The sequence below is a fragment of the Photobacterium lutimaris genome, from assembly GCF_003025555.1.
GTDB lineage: Bacteria > Pseudomonadota > Gammaproteobacteria > Enterobacterales > Vibrionaceae > Photobacterium > Photobacterium lutimaris.
In genome coordinates, this window is the sequence record NZ_PYMH01000004.1 from 123701 (window position 1) to 142717 (window position 19017).

General features: G+C 43.1%; 17 protein-coding genes. 8 read left to right on the top strand and 9 right to left on the bottom strand.

The genetic code is table 11. The features are described 5' to 3' along the window. Window positions 1-40: 40 nt before the first annotated feature. The 3 genes from C9I99_RS11015 to C9I99_RS11025 form a co-directional block, all read right to left on the bottom strand. Window positions 41-1063, bottom strand: a complete 1023-nt coding sequence (locus tag C9I99_RS11015) for a sensor domain-containing diguanylate cyclase (protein WP_107348937.1) — start codon at window positions 1061-1063, stop codon at window positions 41-43. 195 nt (window positions 1064-1258) lie between these two features. Continuing rightward, window positions 1259-2107: a hypothetical protein gene (locus C9I99_RS11020; RefSeq protein WP_107348938.1), complete on the bottom strand. Its 849-nt coding sequence runs from the start codon at window positions 2105-2107 to the stop codon at window positions 1259-1261. Window positions 2108-2297: 190 nt separating this feature from the next. Further along, complete coding sequence (locus C9I99_RS11025) at window positions 2298-2906, bottom strand: LysE family translocator (protein ID WP_107348939.1); 609 nt, start codon at window positions 2904-2906, stop codon at window positions 2298-2300. A gap of 123 nt (window positions 2907-3029) precedes the next feature. On the opposite strand from C9I99_RS11025, the gene C9I99_RS11030 reads away from it, so the two are divergent. The 3 genes from C9I99_RS11030 (at window position 3030) to C9I99_RS11040 (ending at window position 6870) form a co-directional block, all read left to right on the top strand. Further along, window positions 3030-4067 (top strand): GlxA family transcriptional regulator, encoded by a 1038-nt coding sequence (locus C9I99_RS11030; RefSeq protein ID WP_107348940.1) that lies wholly within the window; start codon window positions 3030-3032, stop codon window positions 4065-4067. Window positions 4068-4789: 722 nt separating this feature from the next. Then, on the top strand, window positions 4790-5533 hold the full coding sequence (locus C9I99_RS11035) for a glycerophosphoryl diester phosphodiesterase (RefSeq protein WP_107348941.1): 744 nt from the start codon (window positions 4790-4792) through the stop codon (window positions 5531-5533). A gap of 41 nt (window positions 5534-5574) precedes the next feature. Continuing rightward, the gene (locus tag C9I99_RS11040; protein ID WP_107348942.1) at window positions 5575-6870 is read left to right on the top strand and encodes an MFS transporter; all 1296 of its coding nucleotides are present in this window, start codon (window positions 5575-5577) and stop codon (window positions 6868-6870) included. Between the two features lie 830 nt (window positions 6871-7700). Here C9I99_RS11040 and C9I99_RS11050 read toward each other — a convergent pair. The 3 genes from C9I99_RS11050 to C9I99_RS27545 all read right to left on the bottom strand — a co-directional run bounded on the left by C9I99_RS11050 (window position 7701) and on the right by C9I99_RS27545 (window position 11290). After that, window positions 7701-9266, bottom strand: a complete 1566-nt coding sequence (locus C9I99_RS11050; RefSeq protein WP_107348944.1) for a cryptochrome/photolyase family protein — start codon at window positions 9264-9266, stop codon at window positions 7701-7703. A gap of 23 nt (window positions 9267-9289) precedes the next feature. Further along, window positions 9290-10603: a DASH family cryptochrome gene (locus C9I99_RS11055; protein WP_107348945.1), complete on the bottom strand. Its 1314-nt coding sequence runs from the start codon at window positions 10601-10603 to the stop codon at window positions 9290-9292. A 210-nt stretch (window positions 10604-10813) separates the two neighbouring features. Further along, window positions 10814-11290 (bottom strand): type II secretion system protein, encoded by a 477-nt coding sequence (locus C9I99_RS27545; protein ID WP_107348946.1) that lies wholly within the window; start codon window positions 11288-11290, stop codon window positions 10814-10816. A 319-nt stretch (window positions 11291-11609) separates the two neighbouring features. Here C9I99_RS27545 and C9I99_RS11065 point away from each other — a divergent pair, with 319 nt between their 5' ends. Continuing rightward, a complete protein-coding gene (locus C9I99_RS11065) occupies window positions 11610-11819 on the top strand; it encodes a hypothetical protein (protein ID WP_107348947.1) in 210 nt (69 codons plus the stop codon). A 59-nt stretch (window positions 11820-11878) separates the two neighbouring features. Further along, on the top strand, window positions 11879-12355 hold the full coding sequence (locus tag C9I99_RS11070) for an alpha-isopropylmalate synthase regulatory domain-containing protein (protein WP_107348948.1): 477 nt from the start codon (window positions 11879-11881) through the stop codon (window positions 12353-12355). A gap of 104 nt (window positions 12356-12459) precedes the next feature. Here C9I99_RS11070 and C9I99_RS11075 read toward each other — a convergent pair whose 3' ends face one another. From C9I99_RS11075 to C9I99_RS11085, 3 genes are all read right to left on the bottom strand, one after another. After that, entirely contained in the window at window positions 12460-14685 is a 2226-nt protein-coding gene (locus C9I99_RS11075; RefSeq protein ID WP_107348949.1) for a glucosidase family protein, read from the bottom strand. Window positions 14686-14811: 126 nt separating this feature from the next. Next, window positions 14812-15243, bottom strand: coding sequence for a hypothetical protein (locus C9I99_RS11080; RefSeq protein ID WP_107348950.1), 432 nt, complete (start codon window positions 15241-15243; stop codon window positions 14812-14814). 179 nt (window positions 15244-15422) lie between these two features. Then, window positions 15423-16298 (bottom strand): 5'-methylthioadenosine/S-adenosylhomocysteine nucleosidase, encoded by an 876-nt coding sequence (locus tag C9I99_RS11085; protein WP_107348951.1) that lies wholly within the window; start codon window positions 16296-16298, stop codon window positions 15423-15425. Window positions 16299-16516: 218 nt separating this feature from the next. On the opposite strand from C9I99_RS11085, the gene C9I99_RS11090 reads away from it, so the two are divergent. From C9I99_RS11090 to C9I99_RS11100, 3 genes are all read left to right on the top strand, one after another. Next, complete coding sequence (locus tag C9I99_RS11090) at window positions 16517-17341, top strand: IclR family transcriptional regulator (protein WP_107348952.1); 825 nt, start codon at window positions 16517-16519, stop codon at window positions 17339-17341. A gap of 197 nt (window positions 17342-17538) precedes the next feature. Then, window positions 17539-18450, top strand: coding sequence for a TRAP transporter substrate-binding protein (locus C9I99_RS11095; RefSeq protein ID WP_243734415.1), 912 nt, complete (start codon window positions 17539-17541; stop codon window positions 18448-18450). 68 nt (window positions 18451-18518) lie between these two features. After that, window positions 18519-19016, top strand: a complete 498-nt coding sequence (locus C9I99_RS11100) for a TRAP transporter small permease (RefSeq protein WP_107348954.1) — start codon at window positions 18519-18521, stop codon at window positions 19014-19016. Window position 19017: the final 1 nt, after the last annotated feature.

Genomic DNA, 19017 nt, shown 5'->3' on the forward strand with positions numbered 1-19017 from the left:
CGGGTAACAGTTACTGGACTAATGTTATCCGCCTTGATATTTAGCCGCTTCTTTTACTCATTTTATTGGCATACATACGCTTATCGGTTTGAATATACAATTCAGTGAGATCTAAACTTTCGTTTTCCTTCACGCTCATACAACCATAGCTGACACTGAAGTTATGGGGATAACCTGCAAAGGCTTTGTGCTTGGCCAGGGTCACTTGATAGTTAGCCTCAATTTGCTGGCAGCGTGCATTGAGATCTGACTCGTTGGTGTCTTGAGTTAGCACTATAAACTCATCGCCACCGACCCGAGCGACAATATCACTGGCACGGGTGACTTTTTTAATTTCCGTTGCCAGCGTTTGGATCGCAATATCGCCACACTCATGACCGAGTTGGTTATTTATCTGTTTCAGGTTATCTGAATCGAAATAGGCGATGGCAATAGATTTGATCTTTTGTTGCAATCCCACTGTACTTGTTTGGGTACAGGGGGAGTGGGATTTGCGCATGATTTTGTGCGCCAACACAGAGAGCCCACGTCGGTTATAGACACCTGTTAGTTCATCGGTAATCGCCAGTTTTCTAACTTGTTCATAGGCATCGATGAGTTTGAGATCAGCTGTAATGAGCTCTTTAAGTTGTTCGAGAAGCTGAAAGAGGGTGTCATTATACTGACTTGGCTTTGTGTCAATGGCGCAGATAGTGCCAAACACGGTGTTGTCAGGCCAGTAAAGCGGCATACCAAAATAGGAACGAATAGGTCCTTCTTTTACAAAGGGGATTTGGCGCCATGTTGGGTGGTTAGCGGGATCGGCGACGTAAAGAGGGGCGCCTTTTTCAATGACATGCCGACAGAAGCTATTCATTTCATAAGGCCAGGCATCACAGGGCTTGAGAAAATTATCCTTTCCTCGGCTTGTTCGTACAGTAAAGAATTCATCATTACGCAACTGAACAATAGCACCGCAGCTGCAGTCAAAGAGCTGCGAAATTAAATCGACGGTTTTTTGCCATTTTTCTAAATCTAGCTCTGGGTGATCATTTAAAGTAAGGAATTGTGTCCGTTCAAACATACTCAGCCTCCTGATCAGCAAGTAAAGTATATACCGCAAAAAAAGAGAATGATGTGAAAGTCAGCAAAGAGAGTGATTTTTATGATCGCTGTGAGGGTATTATCCGCTTAACAACTTGTGCCTTATTTCATGATTAGTTGTCACACAGGAAAATACAAGGGAGAGTGAACACTCTCCCTTAGGAGAGGGAATAAGTTATGAGCAAACGAACCACGAGTTAGCAGGAGCTGTAATGTAAGAGCTACGGTGCCAGCTAACTCTCTCTAATGCGGGGGCGGTTCTGATATCGCCCTTGAATTTGTCTTGTACTGATACTTTAACCAAGCCATTGTTCACACTAAAGACTTGTCCGCGATAGGTATGACCAAGATTGGTTTGATGCGGGTGATCATATAAGCAGACCGTTGCTCCAACACTGGAATAGATATACTTGCTTTCTTCACCCCATGGCGCTGTTGTTGGTGAAGCCGGTTGGTTAATCGCATGCATGGTGGCACTTGTCGGTGCTAATTGACGCAGTGGTGAATAGGGTTCATAACCAAGGACCTGTGCACTTTCGTACCATTGGTTCTGGTTGACTTGGGTATTTTCATTCAACCGTAGAGTAACAAAGGGACCATCTAAACATAAATCCGCCCAAAGCGCTGTGCTGGTAATTTTAGCGGAGAACAGCGGCATCTCGTTGGGGGTATTGGCTGCGCTGACACACCAGCTGCCACTATCTTGATCAATGAGTTGGCCTCCGTTGGTATCACAGACCCGTTTGGCTAATGTTTGGTACTCAGCTATATCATTGGCAGCCTGTTTAGGGCTTGTTGAGCAATAGCGATATGTATAGGCAAATGTGTTCTTAGGGTAGAACACGCCTTTATCGACAACAGCCCCGTTTCGGCGGGTATCGGTGAGAGCAATGAAACGTTGGGTTGAGTCGTAGAAACTGTATTCCCCGCTCCGCCTGACGGTGTCAGGATTAGAACTACAGCCACTGAGTAATAACGGGATAACTAAGGAGAGTGGAAAGAGTTTTTGCACCAACGAAAACATCACGCATCTACCTCCAACGCCAACAACATGACTAATGCCGGAACACTTACATAAGACTAAAGTGTTATCTATGTCACAAAATAGCTTGGCTATAAGTATATCGGATTTACATCGAACTGCTTGGAATGTCGGTGAAGCCGGTATCTTGCGGGAATATACCCAAGCACCTTGCGGTTACTTGGGTAAGAGTTTATTGGCTTAGCGGTAGGCTCGCACCAAGTAGAGCGAAGACCGAACCGCAACCGCGGTTAAAGCGCTGCCCGCTTTTTTGTAGCCATGGCCGCAGTTGGTGTGCGATACAGGCAACAAAGAACTCAACACTAAATTCAACCACAGCGAATGTCGCCGCAAGAATTATAAACTGCGCAAGCAGCGAAGTTTCTGGCGTCATGAACTGGGGCAAAAATGCACCAAAGAATAAAATGACTTTGGGGTTAGCGATAGCAGCTAAAAGCCCCTGTCTGAATCTAGCTGTATTGCCAAGATCGTTGGCCGATGTTGTTTCTAAAGTGATTGTGGGGGACCGCCATAATTGAATCCCGAGATAAACCAAGTAAGCTCCTCCGATCCACTTGAGCAGTGAGAGTACATGTGCTGATGCCATCATTAACGAGCCGATGCCGAACATCGAGATGGCGATAACACCCATAAAACCGGTAACGCCGCCCAGAATAGTTGGGAGTGTTTTTTTGCGCCCGTATAAGGCCCCGTGGCTCAGTGCCAGTAACCCATTTGGGCCGGGAGCAAAAGCCAGTCCAGTGACTGCCACCAAGTACAGCACCCAAGTTTCCAATGTCATGCAATGACCTTAGTCCAATAAAGATATTGATTGTCAGTATACGAACGAGCCTGATAAATACTTTGGTGTTATTTGGACAATGTAAGGTAAAATTTAGACACGTTGGTCTTACTCTTTCTCTTTATGTCTTCTCATTCATTGCCATCTCAAACAGCCAGACTCTTCGGTAGCACGCCAAGCGTACCGCCTGATGTGCGCTTCTTGTTGGTGCCATTGCCAACGTTTAACATGCTGCCGTTCGGCAGTTTTCTCGATAAGCTGCGTTTTTCTGCTGATGAAGAGGATTTCAGTGAGCAGAAGTATTGCTCGTGGGATATTGCAGGGCTGTCTGATGGGGATGTAGTCTCAAGTAGTGGTGTCCACCTTTCAATTAAACTGGCTTTCGAGCATGTCAATTTAGCGCAATATGACTATGTTGTGGTGTTTGGTGGGCGTAGTGCAGGCCAGATGAAAGCAATGGCGCCATTGTACAGCGCATTTTTCAAGAAAGCGGTGGCAAGAGGGGTTACTTTGGTTACGGTAGATAACGCCTGCTTTACATTAGCGTCGCTAGGGCTCTTAGATGGCTGTGAGGTTGCTGTTCACTGGCGCCACTTGCAGGAATTTGAGACAGATTTTCCGACATTAAAAGCAAGAGCGGATCAACTTTACTGTATTGATGGTAAGAGGATCAGCTGCGCAGGAGGAACGGCTGTTATTGAATTAGCGATTGAATTATTGGCTGGGCTGTGTGGTCGAGAAAGGGCTTTAAAAGGATTGGCTGATATGTTGATTGATGAAACCCGAAGCCGAAACCACTATTTGAAATCATTGGGGGGGGATGTAAATAAAGCGCATCAACATAATCGCCATGTATCACGTACCATTTCGTTAATGCGCCAGAACTTATCGGTGCCGCTAAGTATTGAGGAGCTGTCACGTAAGTTGGGATTAAGCCGGAGGCAACTCGATAGGGTGTTTTTAAAGGAGTTGGCGGTGAGGCCACGCGAGTACTGGGCGACCATGAGGATGACCCATGCCCATTGGCGCTTGCAAAACTCCTTCTATAGCCTTGCAGATATTGCTCACGAAGTCAGTTTCACTGACGTGAGCTACTTTTGTAAAGTTTTCAAAAAACATTTTGGGTATAGCCCCACTCAATTAAAGAAAATAGAAAAGTAAATTAAAAGCAAGGTGGCTGTTTATCCGACAATGTAATCGGTCATCGACTAAGAGCGTATTTTTATGATGTTGCCACAGTTACTACATTTATATACTGAGTTATACAGTATTTTATCTAATAGGTTTCTTTTCATTCGTTGAGCAAAAGGAGTATCGCAACACATCATTATTCTTCCTTATCAATTAAACCCTGAAAGGAATATTATTTATTCACAACGCTTGAGTTTGCGATCTTACTCCCAAAACTTTAGCTTTTGGCGTATTTAATATATTTCAAAATGTGATTTCGCTTCCAGTGTATGTGGTGATAGTCAGGTTTGTATAGTTATTAATGCGAAGCACTCTCTCGCTCGCATGAAATGCGTTCAATTAGCGGCGTTAATTTACTTAATATTTATTGCCGAGATGGTTTTTAGGCCACAGAGTTATGCTTATATAGCTGCTTAGCGCAGTGTCTAGAAACTAGTACCATAATTATTCATGCTCTTTTGAGAAAGCCTCAAAGCAATATGCTGCTCTGTGGTTTATATGCTGGATTAAGTGTCGATTTTTGAGTGGTATTTAGTGATTTATTGATGTGTTCGCTGGTTTTATTTCACTTTCTGTCTATCAGATCACATTATGGCTTGCTCTTATTGCATATACATCACATTTTCCATGCATAGCTTTCTGTATATTTTCGACCACGACAATGCTCGTTCGAAAATGATATAGGTAACGAAATGAAAAAAGTATTTGCTCACCGTGGAATGTCAGCTCTCGCACCTGAAAATACGCTGTCGGCATTTTCCATGTGCAAGCAATATGGAATTCAATGGATTGAATGTGATGTTGACATCTTGGCCGATGGAACGGTCGTTTTATCTCACGACGATACGCTGGATCGTTGTACTGATCGCTGTGGAAGTTTATATGACCTCACGGTAAGCGACTTGCCTAGCATTGATGCAGGTAGCTGGTTCCATGATGATTTTATTGGCGAAAGAATCCCCACTTTTGAACAACTCGTTACGCTTGCTAATGAACATGAACTTAACCTCAACGTTGAGATCAAGTCTTGTACTGCAGGCTGGGAGATGACAGATAAGCTACTCACGAATGTCATTCGTGATTTAGAACAGCTGAATCCTGAACGCGAGTTGATTGTTTCTAGCTTTAATCACTTAGCACTTGTTGAGTTCAAGCGTCGTCGACCTGAAACCGCAGTAGCTTGTTTATTTGAAGATGCGAACTTATGGGATGATTGGTGTTCAATCCTAGAAGCTTGTCAAGCGGAGTACATTCACCCTGAAGATGTCAACTTGACGAAAGAGAAAGTTCAAAAGTTCAAGGCTGCTGGCTACAAAATTAATGTTTATACCGTAAATGATCTTGCTCGAGCCAATCAGTTATTCAATTGGGGGGTTGATGGTGTATTCACCGATATATCAAATCAATTCCCGTCAAAATATAAAATACAAAAATGACGATAACACTAAAATAACAATTAAATAGAAGAAGTTTTGCTATGAAAAGAATGATTGAAAAAATAGGTTTTGACTCTAACAAGCGCTTTTATGGCTTTTTGTCGGTGGTTATGTCTGGTCAGATCATCTACTCCGCTTTTGAAGCGTTTAAAGGTACATTCTATAACTTACTATTGGATGTACTCAATATCGACAATACCCAGATGGGTATTTTGTTTACCTTAATCGGCTCTGCAATGTTTTTCTACATTCCAGCGGGCTGGGTAAATAACCGATTTTCAGTACGCTCTATTTTGATGAGCAGCCTTGTTGTTCGTTTAGTCAGTATGATGTTTATTATTCTATTTCAGCCTGACTTCACCATATTGGCGATTATTGCCGGTATTTGGGGTATCACTGATGCTATCTTCTGGCCTGCGGTCGTCAACGGTGTCAACCTAATGTCGGGGGACAACAATAAAGGTATGGCTTTTGGTTTACTAGAATCTATCCGTCGTGCGTTGGAAATGAGCATGAACGCCGCTATCGTGGGTATCATGGCACTGGTTGGTGGTTCTATTTTGGTATTCAAAGGGGCGATTCTGTTTTATACCCTTCTAATCATTCCAATGATTTACCTAATCTGGAAATATGTACCTAATAACCAATTGGAAGTACAAGAAGGCGAATCCAAGAATAAAGCCGCGTTACAAGGTCTTATTCATGTATTAAAAATGCCAACAGTGTGGTTGGCTGCACTAACGTCGATGACTGTGTACTGGACATACATTACCTTGATTTACACGGTACCTTACCTACAAGCTGTATTTGGTTTAAGTACGTCTCAGGCAGCGATGTTCGGTATTATCAATACTGGTGCAATGGGGGTTATCGCGGGGCTTGTTGCTGGTTCATTGTCTGATTTTCTATTCAAGTCATCGACGAAGATGATGATGTTTAGTCTTGGTTTAACAGCATTATGCCTATTAGGTACCATATTGATGCCGAAAGGTGAAGGTATGCTAATGATGAATATCATCCTGCTGATGTGTTTCTCGTTCTCTATCTTTTTAGCTAAAGGCATTATCTTAGCGCCAGTTGCAGAAGCGGGTGTACCTGAGCGGTGTAGCGGTGCAGCGATGAGTGTCGGTTCGTTTGCCGCTTACGCGTCTGTGTTCTGGGCATATGCGCTTAACGGTTGGATCATCGATACCTTCGACAAGATCGAGGCCTATCAGATAATCTTCGGTATTGGTCTGACGGTATCATCAGCAGGCATGCTATGTGCAGGTGTGCTACTGATAGTGAAGCGTCGACAGCAAAACCAAGAAGTGAGTTCGGAACCTGTTGCATCATAACTGATGAGGCATCCTATCACTTTCATGATTGTGTAAGTTAGGATGAGCGGTGTGAACCGCTCATCCTTTTAACGTTAAATCCGGGCACAAATCAGAGATAATTACAATACAATCAATTCAATCGGTTTCTTTATCTTAAGCTGGCTGCGGCTGCAGGCGAGAACAATACGGTAATGGGGGCAACTTAAAGATTTCGGCGATGAAGGTATACCGGTACCCGCTTGGCTCAAGTCACTGAGTAAGCCCGTTTCTTTTAGATGAGGTGTTTTTGTTAAGTTATCAAAAAGCATGCTTGAAATATCCAGTGCAGCTTCGTTAAAAATACAGTTAAAAACTACTATTAATAAAGTGCTAATGATTCATTTTTCGGTGTGAGAATTTGCTTTTGTTTAATATATGGCTAATAGCACTTAATGAATGAAATAGTAGAACTTGTCATTTTTATAAGCTGTTAATGTTGAGAGTAAATAATAGTTACTGGTTATAGCTTAATTTTGCCACCACAGTTTCTACACTTATAAACGGCATTATAGAAAAACTTTTGGATGAGGCTTCTTTTCATTTGTATAGCCGCTGGATTATCACAGCACTTCATACAAAAATCCTTTTGATGATTGATTTTTTCGCCATAATATACATATTGCTGGGCACTAAATGTGATGTTGCTCACAAAAAAAGCCTGTGGTTGATATGGGCTTTATAAATAATGCCAGGTTGATGTATTTCTGAAATAAATGGTAATGTTGTTTTTCTTGATGTGTCAAGTTATTAATCGATTGGGCGATTAAGTGCTTTTGGGTGGCGAAATATTGCAGTGAATAGCATATTTTTTAAAGCATGTTTATATTGGCTAATATGTTTTTAGCTTTATCTAAAATAGACTCTCTCTCTTCTTCAGACATATTGTCCCAGCTTCTGTAAATCATTCTTGTTCTGTGGTTTTTGGCTAACCAAGACTCATGTTGGTGGAGAAAATTCCAATATAGACTATTTAATGGGCATGAGTTTGATTCGGTCTTTGTCTTTACATCATAAAAACAATGTTTGCAGTGGTCGCTCATTTTGTTGATGTAATTGCCACTGGCCGCATAAGGTTTAGTGGCAATGATGCCATTGTCGGCAAAGAGTGCCATGCCGCGGGTATTCGGCATTTCAACCCATTCAATGGCATCAATGTATATTCCGAGGTACCACTGTTCGACCTCATCAGGTGCGATACCAGCGAGTAGGCAAAAATTCCCCGTTACCATCAAGCGCTGAATATGGTGGGCATAGGCATAATCCAGAGATTGTGTTATCGCGGATTTCATGCAGGCCATTTGGGTATTCCCAGTCCAAAAAAACGCTGGCAAGTCTCGGGTTGCCTTCAAGGCGTTGGTTTTTTTGTAGTGAGGCATATTGGCCCAATAAATCCCTCGGATATACTCGCGCCATCCCAGTATTTGTCTAACGAAACCTTCTATTTGTGCAATATCAATAGTGCTATCTTGTTCATAGGCTGTGATGGCTTGATCAATAACTTCTTTCGGTGAGATAAGTTTTGAATTCAAGGCAAAAGAAAGCCGAGAATGATACAAGCTCCAGCTATGTGGTGAGTTTTCAGTCATGGCATCTTGGAAACAGCCAAATTGGTGCAGGCAATGTTGGCAGAAGTAATTTAACAGAAGCTTGGCTTGAATGGCGGTGACCGGCCACAAAAGTTGCGGTTGAGCCTGACCAATGGTTCGAATTTGGTGAGCTGCAATTCTATTTAATATACCGCTAACGTTATTGGCAAAACACAGTGGGTTCGGGATCTGTTCAAGTTCATGAGTTTTGAGCTTGTTACGATTACTCTTATCAAAATTCCATTTCCCACCATGCGGTTTGTCATCAACCATCAGCAGATCAAAGCGTTTCCTCATACGGCGATAAAAGTACTCCATCAAAACATGCTTTCCTGGTGGAAAGTTTTCCTGAATCTCCTTGAAAGGTAGTAGGAAGTGCTCCGTATCATATTCTCTGCAGTGGATATTCGCTTGGCTTAGGGAACCGGCTAAAGAATGAAGTTGCTCGTAAAGCCGGTATTCATCAGGGCGCTGAAATTCAAAGTGAGTGCATTGGTATTGTTTTACCAAGGCTGAAATAAGCGAGGGTAAATTTTCATACTTTGCCGATTGATCGAGATTTAAATGGACAACGTGATGACCAGCTCCTTGAAGCTGACTAGCAAATTGCTCCATAGCGGCGAAAAAGGCAGATATTTTTTGTATATGATGGACGACATAGTCAGCTTCTTGTTTCAGCTCAGCGATTAGATAGAGGGTAGAATCATCAACTGAGGTGTACCAAGAATGATTTATGTTCAGTTGATCACCGAGGATCAATCTGAGCGTTCTGTATTGCTGAGCCGCCATTTCAGTATCACTCTCACCTGTATTCAACGAATAGGCCAACCAGTAGCATCGACGGAGTCGATATGGCCGTCATAATTGTCTCCATTCCACTTACGGATAAACTCTCCTTTAGGATCATAGAGCTCTGTTTGTTTTACAATATTGAAGTGGCGCCCTTGCTGTGGGTCGGCCCCAACCCCAGCTATATATTGCCAATTACCCCAGTTTGAAGCCGTGTCATAATCAATCAGGTGTTCTTCAAAATATGCGGCGCCATAGCGCCAGTCCACACTGAGTTCATTCACCAAGCAACTCGCCGCTATTTGTCTTCCTCGATTGGACATATAGCCAGTATTCCGTAGCTGATTCATCAAGGCGTTAACAATAGGGTAGGGTGAGTTCCCCTCACTCCAACGACGAAATCGCTCAGGGTAGAAGGCGGTATGGGGTGGCGTCGATGTGATACCTGAAAAAGTATAAAGTTTTGACCCGTAGCTGTGGGCATACCATTGGAAGTATTCGCGCCAAAGTAGTTCGAATTTTATCCATTGAGTGGATTCATTGCATTCGATGTCTGTTTCATATTGTCTTAGGTGCTTGAGAAGCTTGTTCGCAGATAAGCACCCTAGTGCCAGCCACGGTGAAAACTTGGTCGAATTCTCCCAGCCGTCAAGTTCATTTCGGGTCAACTTGTAAGTACTGGGTGCCGATGAGGCAAAGTAGTGCTCAAGGTGTTTGAGGGCCGCTGTCTCACCGCCATCAAAGTCAGCTAACAGCTTTGGGTTAATCATTGGACTGACCACATCAAAAGCTTTGAGCCTGCCTGGCGCTGAAGGCAGTTTGGCGATGGTGGTTATCGGTGAACGAATATCTAGCTCTTCAACCTGTCTACGAAATTGGCTAAAGGTGGCTGGCAGCGACTCATTTACGTTAAAAGGTAATTCGATTTTGTCAAACAGGGTATGCGTTGCTATGTTTCTAAATGTGATATACGGGTACCTTCCTTTAAGCGTGTGCCAGTTGCGTTGCTCATACACACCAACATTTTCGCTGGTATAAACCATAGAGACATTATATTGGTTGATTAACTCCGGTAGAGCATTTAGTGGGTGTTCCAGTATGACATGCAAACTCTGCCCTCGTTGACTGAGTTGCTCTGCAAGATTATGGAGTGACTGTAAGAGAAACTGTTTCCTGTAGGTTCCGTGCTTACTGATATGGTAGGGATAGCGATTGGCATTGTAGACAGGTAAGCAATAAACACAAATGAGATGATCAGCCTCTTGAGTCGCTAGGGCGAGTGCTGAATTGTCATGCAGTCTTAAATCATTTTGAAAAAGAAACAAACCTGTTGCCATTAAAGATCCCTCTAAGCCAAGGTGCTAGCTTAACTATAGGCGTAATATCGCAAGTGCTTAGTGTTTTTATACGCCAAAGTTATAAGGGGGAGTTATCAATATGAGTACTTGAGTATGCCGTAGAAGTGCTTCAGTCGGTAAGGCCATTTATCATATCGGTGGAATAATCATGATAAACGCCACCCATTTTTATGGCGTCTTTATAGCTGATTAGCAGCCTTGGTAATTTTTGATAACGACGGGCGGAAATAGTTGGGAGGTCGCAGGATCTATTGTTCGTTGGATATGAACGTAGCATTGCTCTTCTTGTATATGTTTTGGATACTTCGCTACTTCACCAAGATAGAAATAAGCTTCCTTACCGTCACTGTAAAAAGTAAAACTGACGCCGCTGAGGTCCATTGCCTCGTCAATACTCTCTTGTTTTAGCAGCATATAGCCATTATTAACGCCAATGTTAGTCCCTGGAAGTTTGACAGTATTAGCATTATCCTCCAAACCATTCATGATTGCCTTGCTGTGGACTAGCTCATTGGCTACCTCAAACGAAGCACTAAAACCGTCTAATGTTGCTATTCTGGCATCTGTTGTAAGCGCTAAAAGTCGCGGGGCAGCGGTGACCGCAAGAATGCCTAGCAGGATAATGACGGCGACCATTTCTATTAGTGTGAAGCCTTTATTATTCATCACTCTATGTCTTATATGTCAACTTATTGGCGTTAACTATACAAGCTGAAAAGGCATTGTAAACAGTGTTTTTTATTTATCAGGCGAAAAGCGAGTAATGTCGCAGGTTAGTTTTACGTGGTGGTTAATATTTGCTCGTTTTTGCGTTGTGTACTTGACTGATGTTTAATCTCTTATTCGATACAAGGTGATAAAACATTGTTTTCTATTGTTGGTTGACCTAGTATCGCGATGACTATTTAGCAAATAAATGCATGTGTAAGTTTACCTACTGATTAAGCTATAACTTATGATGTCTTCGATAAAAGTGAAAATTACTATGAAAGACATAATTTTAACCCCAGAACAAGTGACTCAGGTACGCCAAGAGTTTAAGACTAACGCTCACGTAGAGACTAAAGAGCCCTTTTTGGGGGTTACCCCTGATCAACTAGACTACATAGCCGGTGTCGGTTTCTCGCTGGTTATTGGAATGCTGATGCTAGCTTTGTCATTTGAGTGTATTCGGTCGCTCATTCGCAAGTCTTAATATCAGTTGGTAATACAATTACGTTGTGGAGATTTTATTCGTGAATTCAACTATGAAGTGTGACTCTGATAATATCAAGCCGATTCTCCCACTTCTTAGAAAGTGACTGCTTATACCCTAAAGAACTTACAGCAGAAAATATCTGGGAGGCATTTAATGCTGAGTACCTTGATGCCAATAACCCGTTCTCTTTATTTGGTTATATGGAAAGGCAGAACGCGGATGGTACTTGCCGAATTGAAGCTACTCTTCAACATAATGGTAAGGAGATCATGATATATGGGAAAGGTAATGGGCCACTTGCTGCGTTTGTCAATGGAATGAATGATACTTTCGCGTTGAGTCTTTCCATTGTCAATTACAGTGAGCATGCTACCGATAGTGGTTCGGAAGCAACGGCAGTTGCTTACGTAGAGGTTGCACACGCGAACGAGAAGAGTTTGTTTGGAGCAGGCCGCCACTCAAATATCACAAAAGCCTCGTTACTGGCCGTAGTGAGCGCAACGAACCGGTTGTCACGCATATCTGCTTGCTAATTGGTAAGTGCGCAGAAGCTTGTAGATGACTAGAGGTTGTCGTTAGTTATGTCAGGAAGACGACTCACCTTCCTGACATTGAGGTTAATGACTAATGTGCGTGATTAGTTGGAAAGCACTTTAGCCATTGCCTTTCCGTTTACAGGTACGTCTATGATGACATAGCTCAGTTTAGCGCCGTTAACCTTTTTCTTCATAGCTTCCGTAGCGGTACCGTTGACTGCAATGCTGTCATACTCTCCGTAGAAGCGTGCTTCCCACACGAGAGTTTCTTCAGAGGTATTAGTTAAGCTTGTCTCTGTTAACCCGTTATGGCGGATAGCCAGTTCATGCTCGCCCATAGGAAGGTAATCGACTTCAAGCCATTCGATATCTTGTGGTAGGTGAGAGGCGGTCACAATCCGATTTTCAGGCGCATTTGGCTCAATCCCCATTAGGCCTTCAATTGTGTTTGAAATGAATGTAAAGGAGATTTCCGGATAGTCTCCATTGGTACCCTGGGTTGGGCGCTCATGAGGTTGATCCTTTTTGTTGATGATATAGTTCATCCATTTCCAGGCCTCTTCATTTTGGTTATAGGGGAAGTAGGTTTCAGGAATATAGGTATAAGCCTCAATGTTGTGTGGCGCTTCCGGCGTTGAACCAATGCCCTCACCGAGGTTTTCAGAGATAAAGCTCAGGTAGTTATCGTTACGCTCCCCAGGCTCGGTAATCAGCTTCATTGGCATGAACCAACTGTTTTCCTTACCGAAGTCGTTAAGGCGCAGGCCATCTTTTTGGATAATGTTGACGTAATTATCCAGTGGGTTGGCAGGATCTTTTATGCTCCACTCTTCATTGAAGAAACGCTTGAGTTCCGTGGCTTTTTCTTCCCATTCTGCGGCTAGCGCCATTTCGCCTCTGGCTTCAAGCATTGCCGCATAAGCGACCGTCGCTTGATATTGCGAGCCGATACCGTCGCCGGCTTCAATGGGGAACTCTCCGCGCTCGTTGTAAGTGGCCGATCCTTCGAAGATCCCACCGTAACCTTCGGCGATGCCATTTGGCTCCTGATCATCATGCAGGGCGATATAGTCGGTTAGTACTTTGGTGTAGAATTGCCATAAGTCAGGATCATTGATATAGCGCTCATCACCCGTCCAGCGATATTGTTCAAAGGCTTTTTCGACAAATTCAAATTGTGCCGGTACTTCACGGACAAAGTATTCATCGTGATGGTAATCGATAGTGTGTGGGGTGCCGTCGAAGTTGATGGCCCACAAGGTGTACCACTTACGCGGCTCGGTAGAATGACGGGCAAAGGTTTGGAACATAGACAGGTTCTCTGCCCCTAGGCCAGCTAACCAGCCACCACTGGCTTGGTGAAGGAAGTCGCGAGAATAGAAGGCGGTGCGGTCAAAATACCCTGCCCAGTAGGAAGGAATATAGTCAGCAGTGCCACTCCCATCATTGTTACGTTCATCACGGTTAACTAACCCGCTTTGCCCTGTCATCACAAACTGCTTAGTTTTATCGATGGCCCAGTTGAAGGCATCTTCAAGCTCGGTGTTAGAGGATGAAATGGTGACTTCTTTCTCGCTGATCTGGCCGCTAACCGTCCAAGTTTCACTTTTTCCTTTTTCATTGATGACATCAACCGCTATTGGATTCGAGAAATCAACAATGTCACCTTGGCGCAGGCTAGTTTGGCTTTGCGGTGAAGCCAATAAGTTGTTTATCGTTAATTGGGTTACGTCTGTGCCATAGGGTACTGAAAACTCAATGCGTTGTTCATTACGATTAATCGTGGTTGAACCGGACTGCTCCGCGACATTGAATTGAATGATTTGGTTGAATGTCGGTAGCTTGTCTTTTTTCGACTTAGCTAAAGTGACATTATCAATGCTGACGGCAGTTTTGTTCGAACCGGAGAAAAAGACAGAAAGCACTTCGCCTTCTTCAAGCGCAATATGCTTGATTTTGTTTAGTGAGTATTGTCTGTTTGCTCCCAACTGCTTTGATAGCAAGATTTCTCCTGCCAAGTTCTTCAAGCCAAATTGGCCGCCTTGTTGATCGTTCTGGATAAAGGCGGATAGATCGTAATAGCCCGTTTCTGGCACGGTGATCACTTGGCTGATATGGTGTTCGGCACCAATAGCGATACGACCACGGTACGTTCCCTCATAGGCACCGTCGCTACGAATATTGGCAAACCAATAACTCCATCCCAGCCCTTTATCTTCAAAGCCCGGATTATGGATAATATTACTTTCATTCGTGTTTGTGCTGGCGTTAGCCAAGCCGCCAAATAGGATACCTGAGAGTACTACTGCCATTGCTGTAGGTTTCATTTAGACCTCATGCTTGTTGTTGTTTTGTTCACGTTGGCAGTTATATTGGCATGCGGATTTAGGTGAAAGCGTCACGATTAATCACACAGGTATCCTGTTTTCTAAGATAGTGTGAGCGGGTTAACGTTAGCTTTCGGGTTCACTTTGGTGCTTTGAGCACGTTCGACCTTTGTGTTTCCACTTGATGTGTTCGTGTAAGGTATATGTTTTGTTGTTGATGTAATTTTTGCAGCGGATGCCTGTGGTGGTAATAGCAGAGCACTGGACCAACCCACCCGTTTTAAGCCATTCAATATAATCGACATACCTTTCCTTGTAGTAGTAGACGATAAGATCTTTGGGATGTTTTAAGTAATATGAAAGTTGCTCAAAGTCTAATTCAATACTGTCTGTGTTATTCATTGGGTTTTGAATATGTACTTCAAAGCAAGGTTTGTAGTAATCATCAAAGACCACTTTATGGTTCTTTAGGTGTGGATTGTCAAAATTGATGGTCAGTAGAGACTGAATGTGAGTGATGGAAGCTTTGACTGTTTGTTCAAATTGTTTGTTAAACATACGGGACTGGCTCTTTTTTAACTTTTGGCCATTGTCTAATATTTGAAAAAATAGGCTAATCGATTCAACCTATTACTTTGATGTGTAAATGTGATTGGAGGTAAGCTGCTGATTTTAAAGTATTAAAAACCCGCCAAGTATACGCTTAGCGGGCTTGCGATAAGAAATTTGAACGGTGATTACAGTGTAGAGATATAGTGTAGAACGACGTTTTTCACGAACTTCTGGTTATCCGTTGCTGTTGATGGGTCGTACTTGCCACCGTTTGTCAGGTTGTTCGATAGGATACGAATACCTAGGAATGGAACGCCGTAGGCTTCAGCCATCATTGCTGCAGAAGCGGTTTCCATTTCTTCAACGCTGGTGCCGTAGTTTTCGTGTAGCCAGTTCATGCGATCGATTTCATTGTTCCAGAAGTTTGCTGAAGCGATAGTCCCCTCAACAACTTTACCGCGTATATGCGTTTCTTTTACCGCGTGAGCAGAAGCTAACAGATCTTCGTTACCTGCATAATAACGAACCTTTTCAGCATCCGCCGCAGCATCACCTTCACCTGCACTGCTTTCAGACGCCATCACATCCATCGGGATCCAATCCATTGGGTGAGAACCTTCGCCTTCAGCAAGACGAGGTGTCTTGAAGTTGCCTGCATTAAATGACCGCTTGCCTAGAACAATATCACCAACATTGAGTGACTTGTCATGGCCGCCAGAAGTACCTTGGTTGATGATGGCGCGTGGTTTGTAGCGCTCGATAGCAATCGCTGTTGCTGCTGCCGTATTCTCTACACCTTTACTGGTTTTGGTCACTACGATTGGATAGTCGTTAAGCATACCAATATAGAAAGTAAAGTTACCGCTGTGTTCGATGCGAACATCCTTAAGCAAGTCAGCGAAGTACTCCGCTTCGATAGGCATTGGGCCTTGGATCAAAATTGGCTGCTTTGGTGCTTCGTGTGATGGGACGGTGACGCTCTTCACGGTTGAAGCCGTTGCGACAGTTGAAAGTAGTAGTGCACCGATGGTGAATAACACTTTTTTAGATTGCGATAGCATGGGGGATCCTTGTTTTAGCTTAAGCGCTTAATTGTCTGCGGCGGGGAATATACAGCGCAATCGTTTGCGTCGCTAGTGGTGTTTGTAAAAAATCATATCAATATGGAATAAATAACTAATAAATAAGGGGAAGTATTAAAATATTCTTTGTCGTGAAATACAATGAAACAAGTTACATAGTCGGCGATATTCGTTCACAATTTAGTAAAAGTTCCACTATGTGGGAACAATATTCCACAAAATGGAACGTTGAGCATGGTCACATTTTCAAAAACTGCAGCACGTTATATTTACCCCATCAGAAATTGGGGGTGAGTATGAGTTCAAAACAAGGTAATCAGGCATTAAACAAAGCTATCTCAGTGATCGATGCTATTGCCGACGGTCACCGCCAATTGAAAGATATTTGTGAGTTGTTAGATTTACCAAAATCGACAGTTCACCGAATTCTGCAGGGTTTGATTGAAGCTCGCTATATTCGAGAAGTGAAAGGAATTGGTCTTGTGCTGGGTACGAAGATGATCCAATTAGGGATCCGTGCCCAACAGGATATGCCGCTTAAAGAGATTGCCAAGCCTTTTCTGCGAGCTTTGGCTGAAGAAACACAAGATACCGTTCACCTAGGGATCAAAGATGAGGATGAGATTTTCTATCTCGATAAGATCCCGGGCGAAAGGGCGATACAGCTTCGCTCCCAAGTGGGTGACCGATTGCCAATGGCGGCGACCGGTATAGGGAAAGCGTTGATGGTCGATATGCCAAAAACAGAGTGGCAACGTCTAATCAAAAAACAACAGGGCGTTGACTTGGAAGCCATGCTAATCCGTATGGCTGAATACTCCAAAAAAGATTACAGTTTTGATCTTGAAGATAATGAAGATCTTGTACGATGTGTAGCAGTACCTATCCGCAACAAATATAACAATATTATTGCTGCTATTTCTATTACCAGTATTAAAGAATATATGCCTGATGAAAGAATGCAGGCTCTTATTCCCTTAATGAAATCATATAGTCAGAAGATATCTGAACAAATTAATTAACCTCTACCAATAACGAACTATCGTTATATAAGAATACCTATTAGGAAGATGCTATGTCTAGATCGGGTAAAATTCTAGCCATTGGTGGGCTTTTTATCGCCTCCATTATTGGCTCAGCTATTGTAATGAATGGCAATAATACACCAGGAACCACAAGTTTAGCCTGCGAGTCTCAAATTAAAACATTACGTTTTAGTATGAGTTCTAATACTCAGCACCCTATTTATGACGGGGCTAGTAAATTTAAGGAACTTGTTGAGAAATCAACAGATTTAACGGTTGATATTTATCCTTCTGCGCAATTAGGTGATGACCGAGCCGCTATTGAAATGCTGCAGTTGGGGACATTGGATGTATCTATTCCATCGACAGCGCCATTGGCGAACTTTTATCCGGAATATAATGTTTTTGATCTTCCTTTTATGATCCCTAATGAAGTGGTTGCCGATAAAGTACTACGCAGTGATTTTGCCGATGGTATGTTGGAGATGCTTCAATCGCGTCGTTTGATCGGTTTGGATTTCTGGGAAAATGGTTTCCGCCATCTAACTAACTCTCGCCGCACGGTGACAAATGTTGAGGATGTAAAAGGCTTGAAGGTACGCACCATGGAAAGCCCACTTCACCTTGATGCCTGGAAAGCACTAGGTGCAACGCCAACGCCAATGGCATTCAACGAACTGTTTACCGCACTCCAGCAAGGTACCGTTGACGGGCAGGAGAACCCATACCCGAATATCGCATTGAACAACTTGTATGAAGTACAAAAGCAGATGACCGATACCGGCCACGTTTATACTCCTTTGGTGTTGATTTTCAGTGAAGCAAGCTGGAACAAACTAAGTGCTCATGATCAAGCTGCTGTACGTCAGGCCGCTGTAGAGGCTGGGGACTACCAGCGTGAGGTTAACCGCCGTGTCAATAACGATAGCTTGGCAACAATTAAAGCTAATATGCAGGTGACAGAATTAACCCCTGAAGCACGTACTGAATTCCGTAAGGCGACGGAATCGGTTGTCGATAAATACCGTGATGTTATTGGCGGTGACATTATCGACTCGTTCACTAAAGAAATTGCAGCAGCTGAAGAAGACTCAGCAGTTAAGTAACTTAAATAAACCACTCTGTCGGTATTTCCGCTTGGCGAATTAACGGCCAAGCGGAATAAGGAAACCCTATGATTAAATGGTTAGATAAATACTTGGAAAATACATTGGCTTGTATTTTACTTGCGGTGATGGTTATCGCGATATTTACCCAGGTTGTTACGCGTACTTTAAATATCCCCATTTCTTGGACGGAAGAACTTGCTCGTTATTGCTTTATTTGGTTGGTCTATATTGGTGTGAGCTTTGCTGCTTCTCGTAAGAGCCATATCAAAATTGATGCGATTGCAATGCTGCTGGATAAAAAAGAAAAGAAATACCTGTCATTGCTGGCTGACCTCGTCTTCTTTGCTTTTTCATGTTTCATTCTTTTCCATTCAACGCAGATGGTATTGGAGCTTTATCACCTTGGTCAAACGTCGCCAGCGCTAGGATTGCCAATGTGGATTGTGTACTTGGCAGGGCCTGTTGGATTTGGATTAACGTCATTTCGTTTGATCCAGCAAATGATAATTACTTTTGATGAGCTTGAGGCAATCAAGTTCGACCAAATCAAAGTTAGCGAATAAG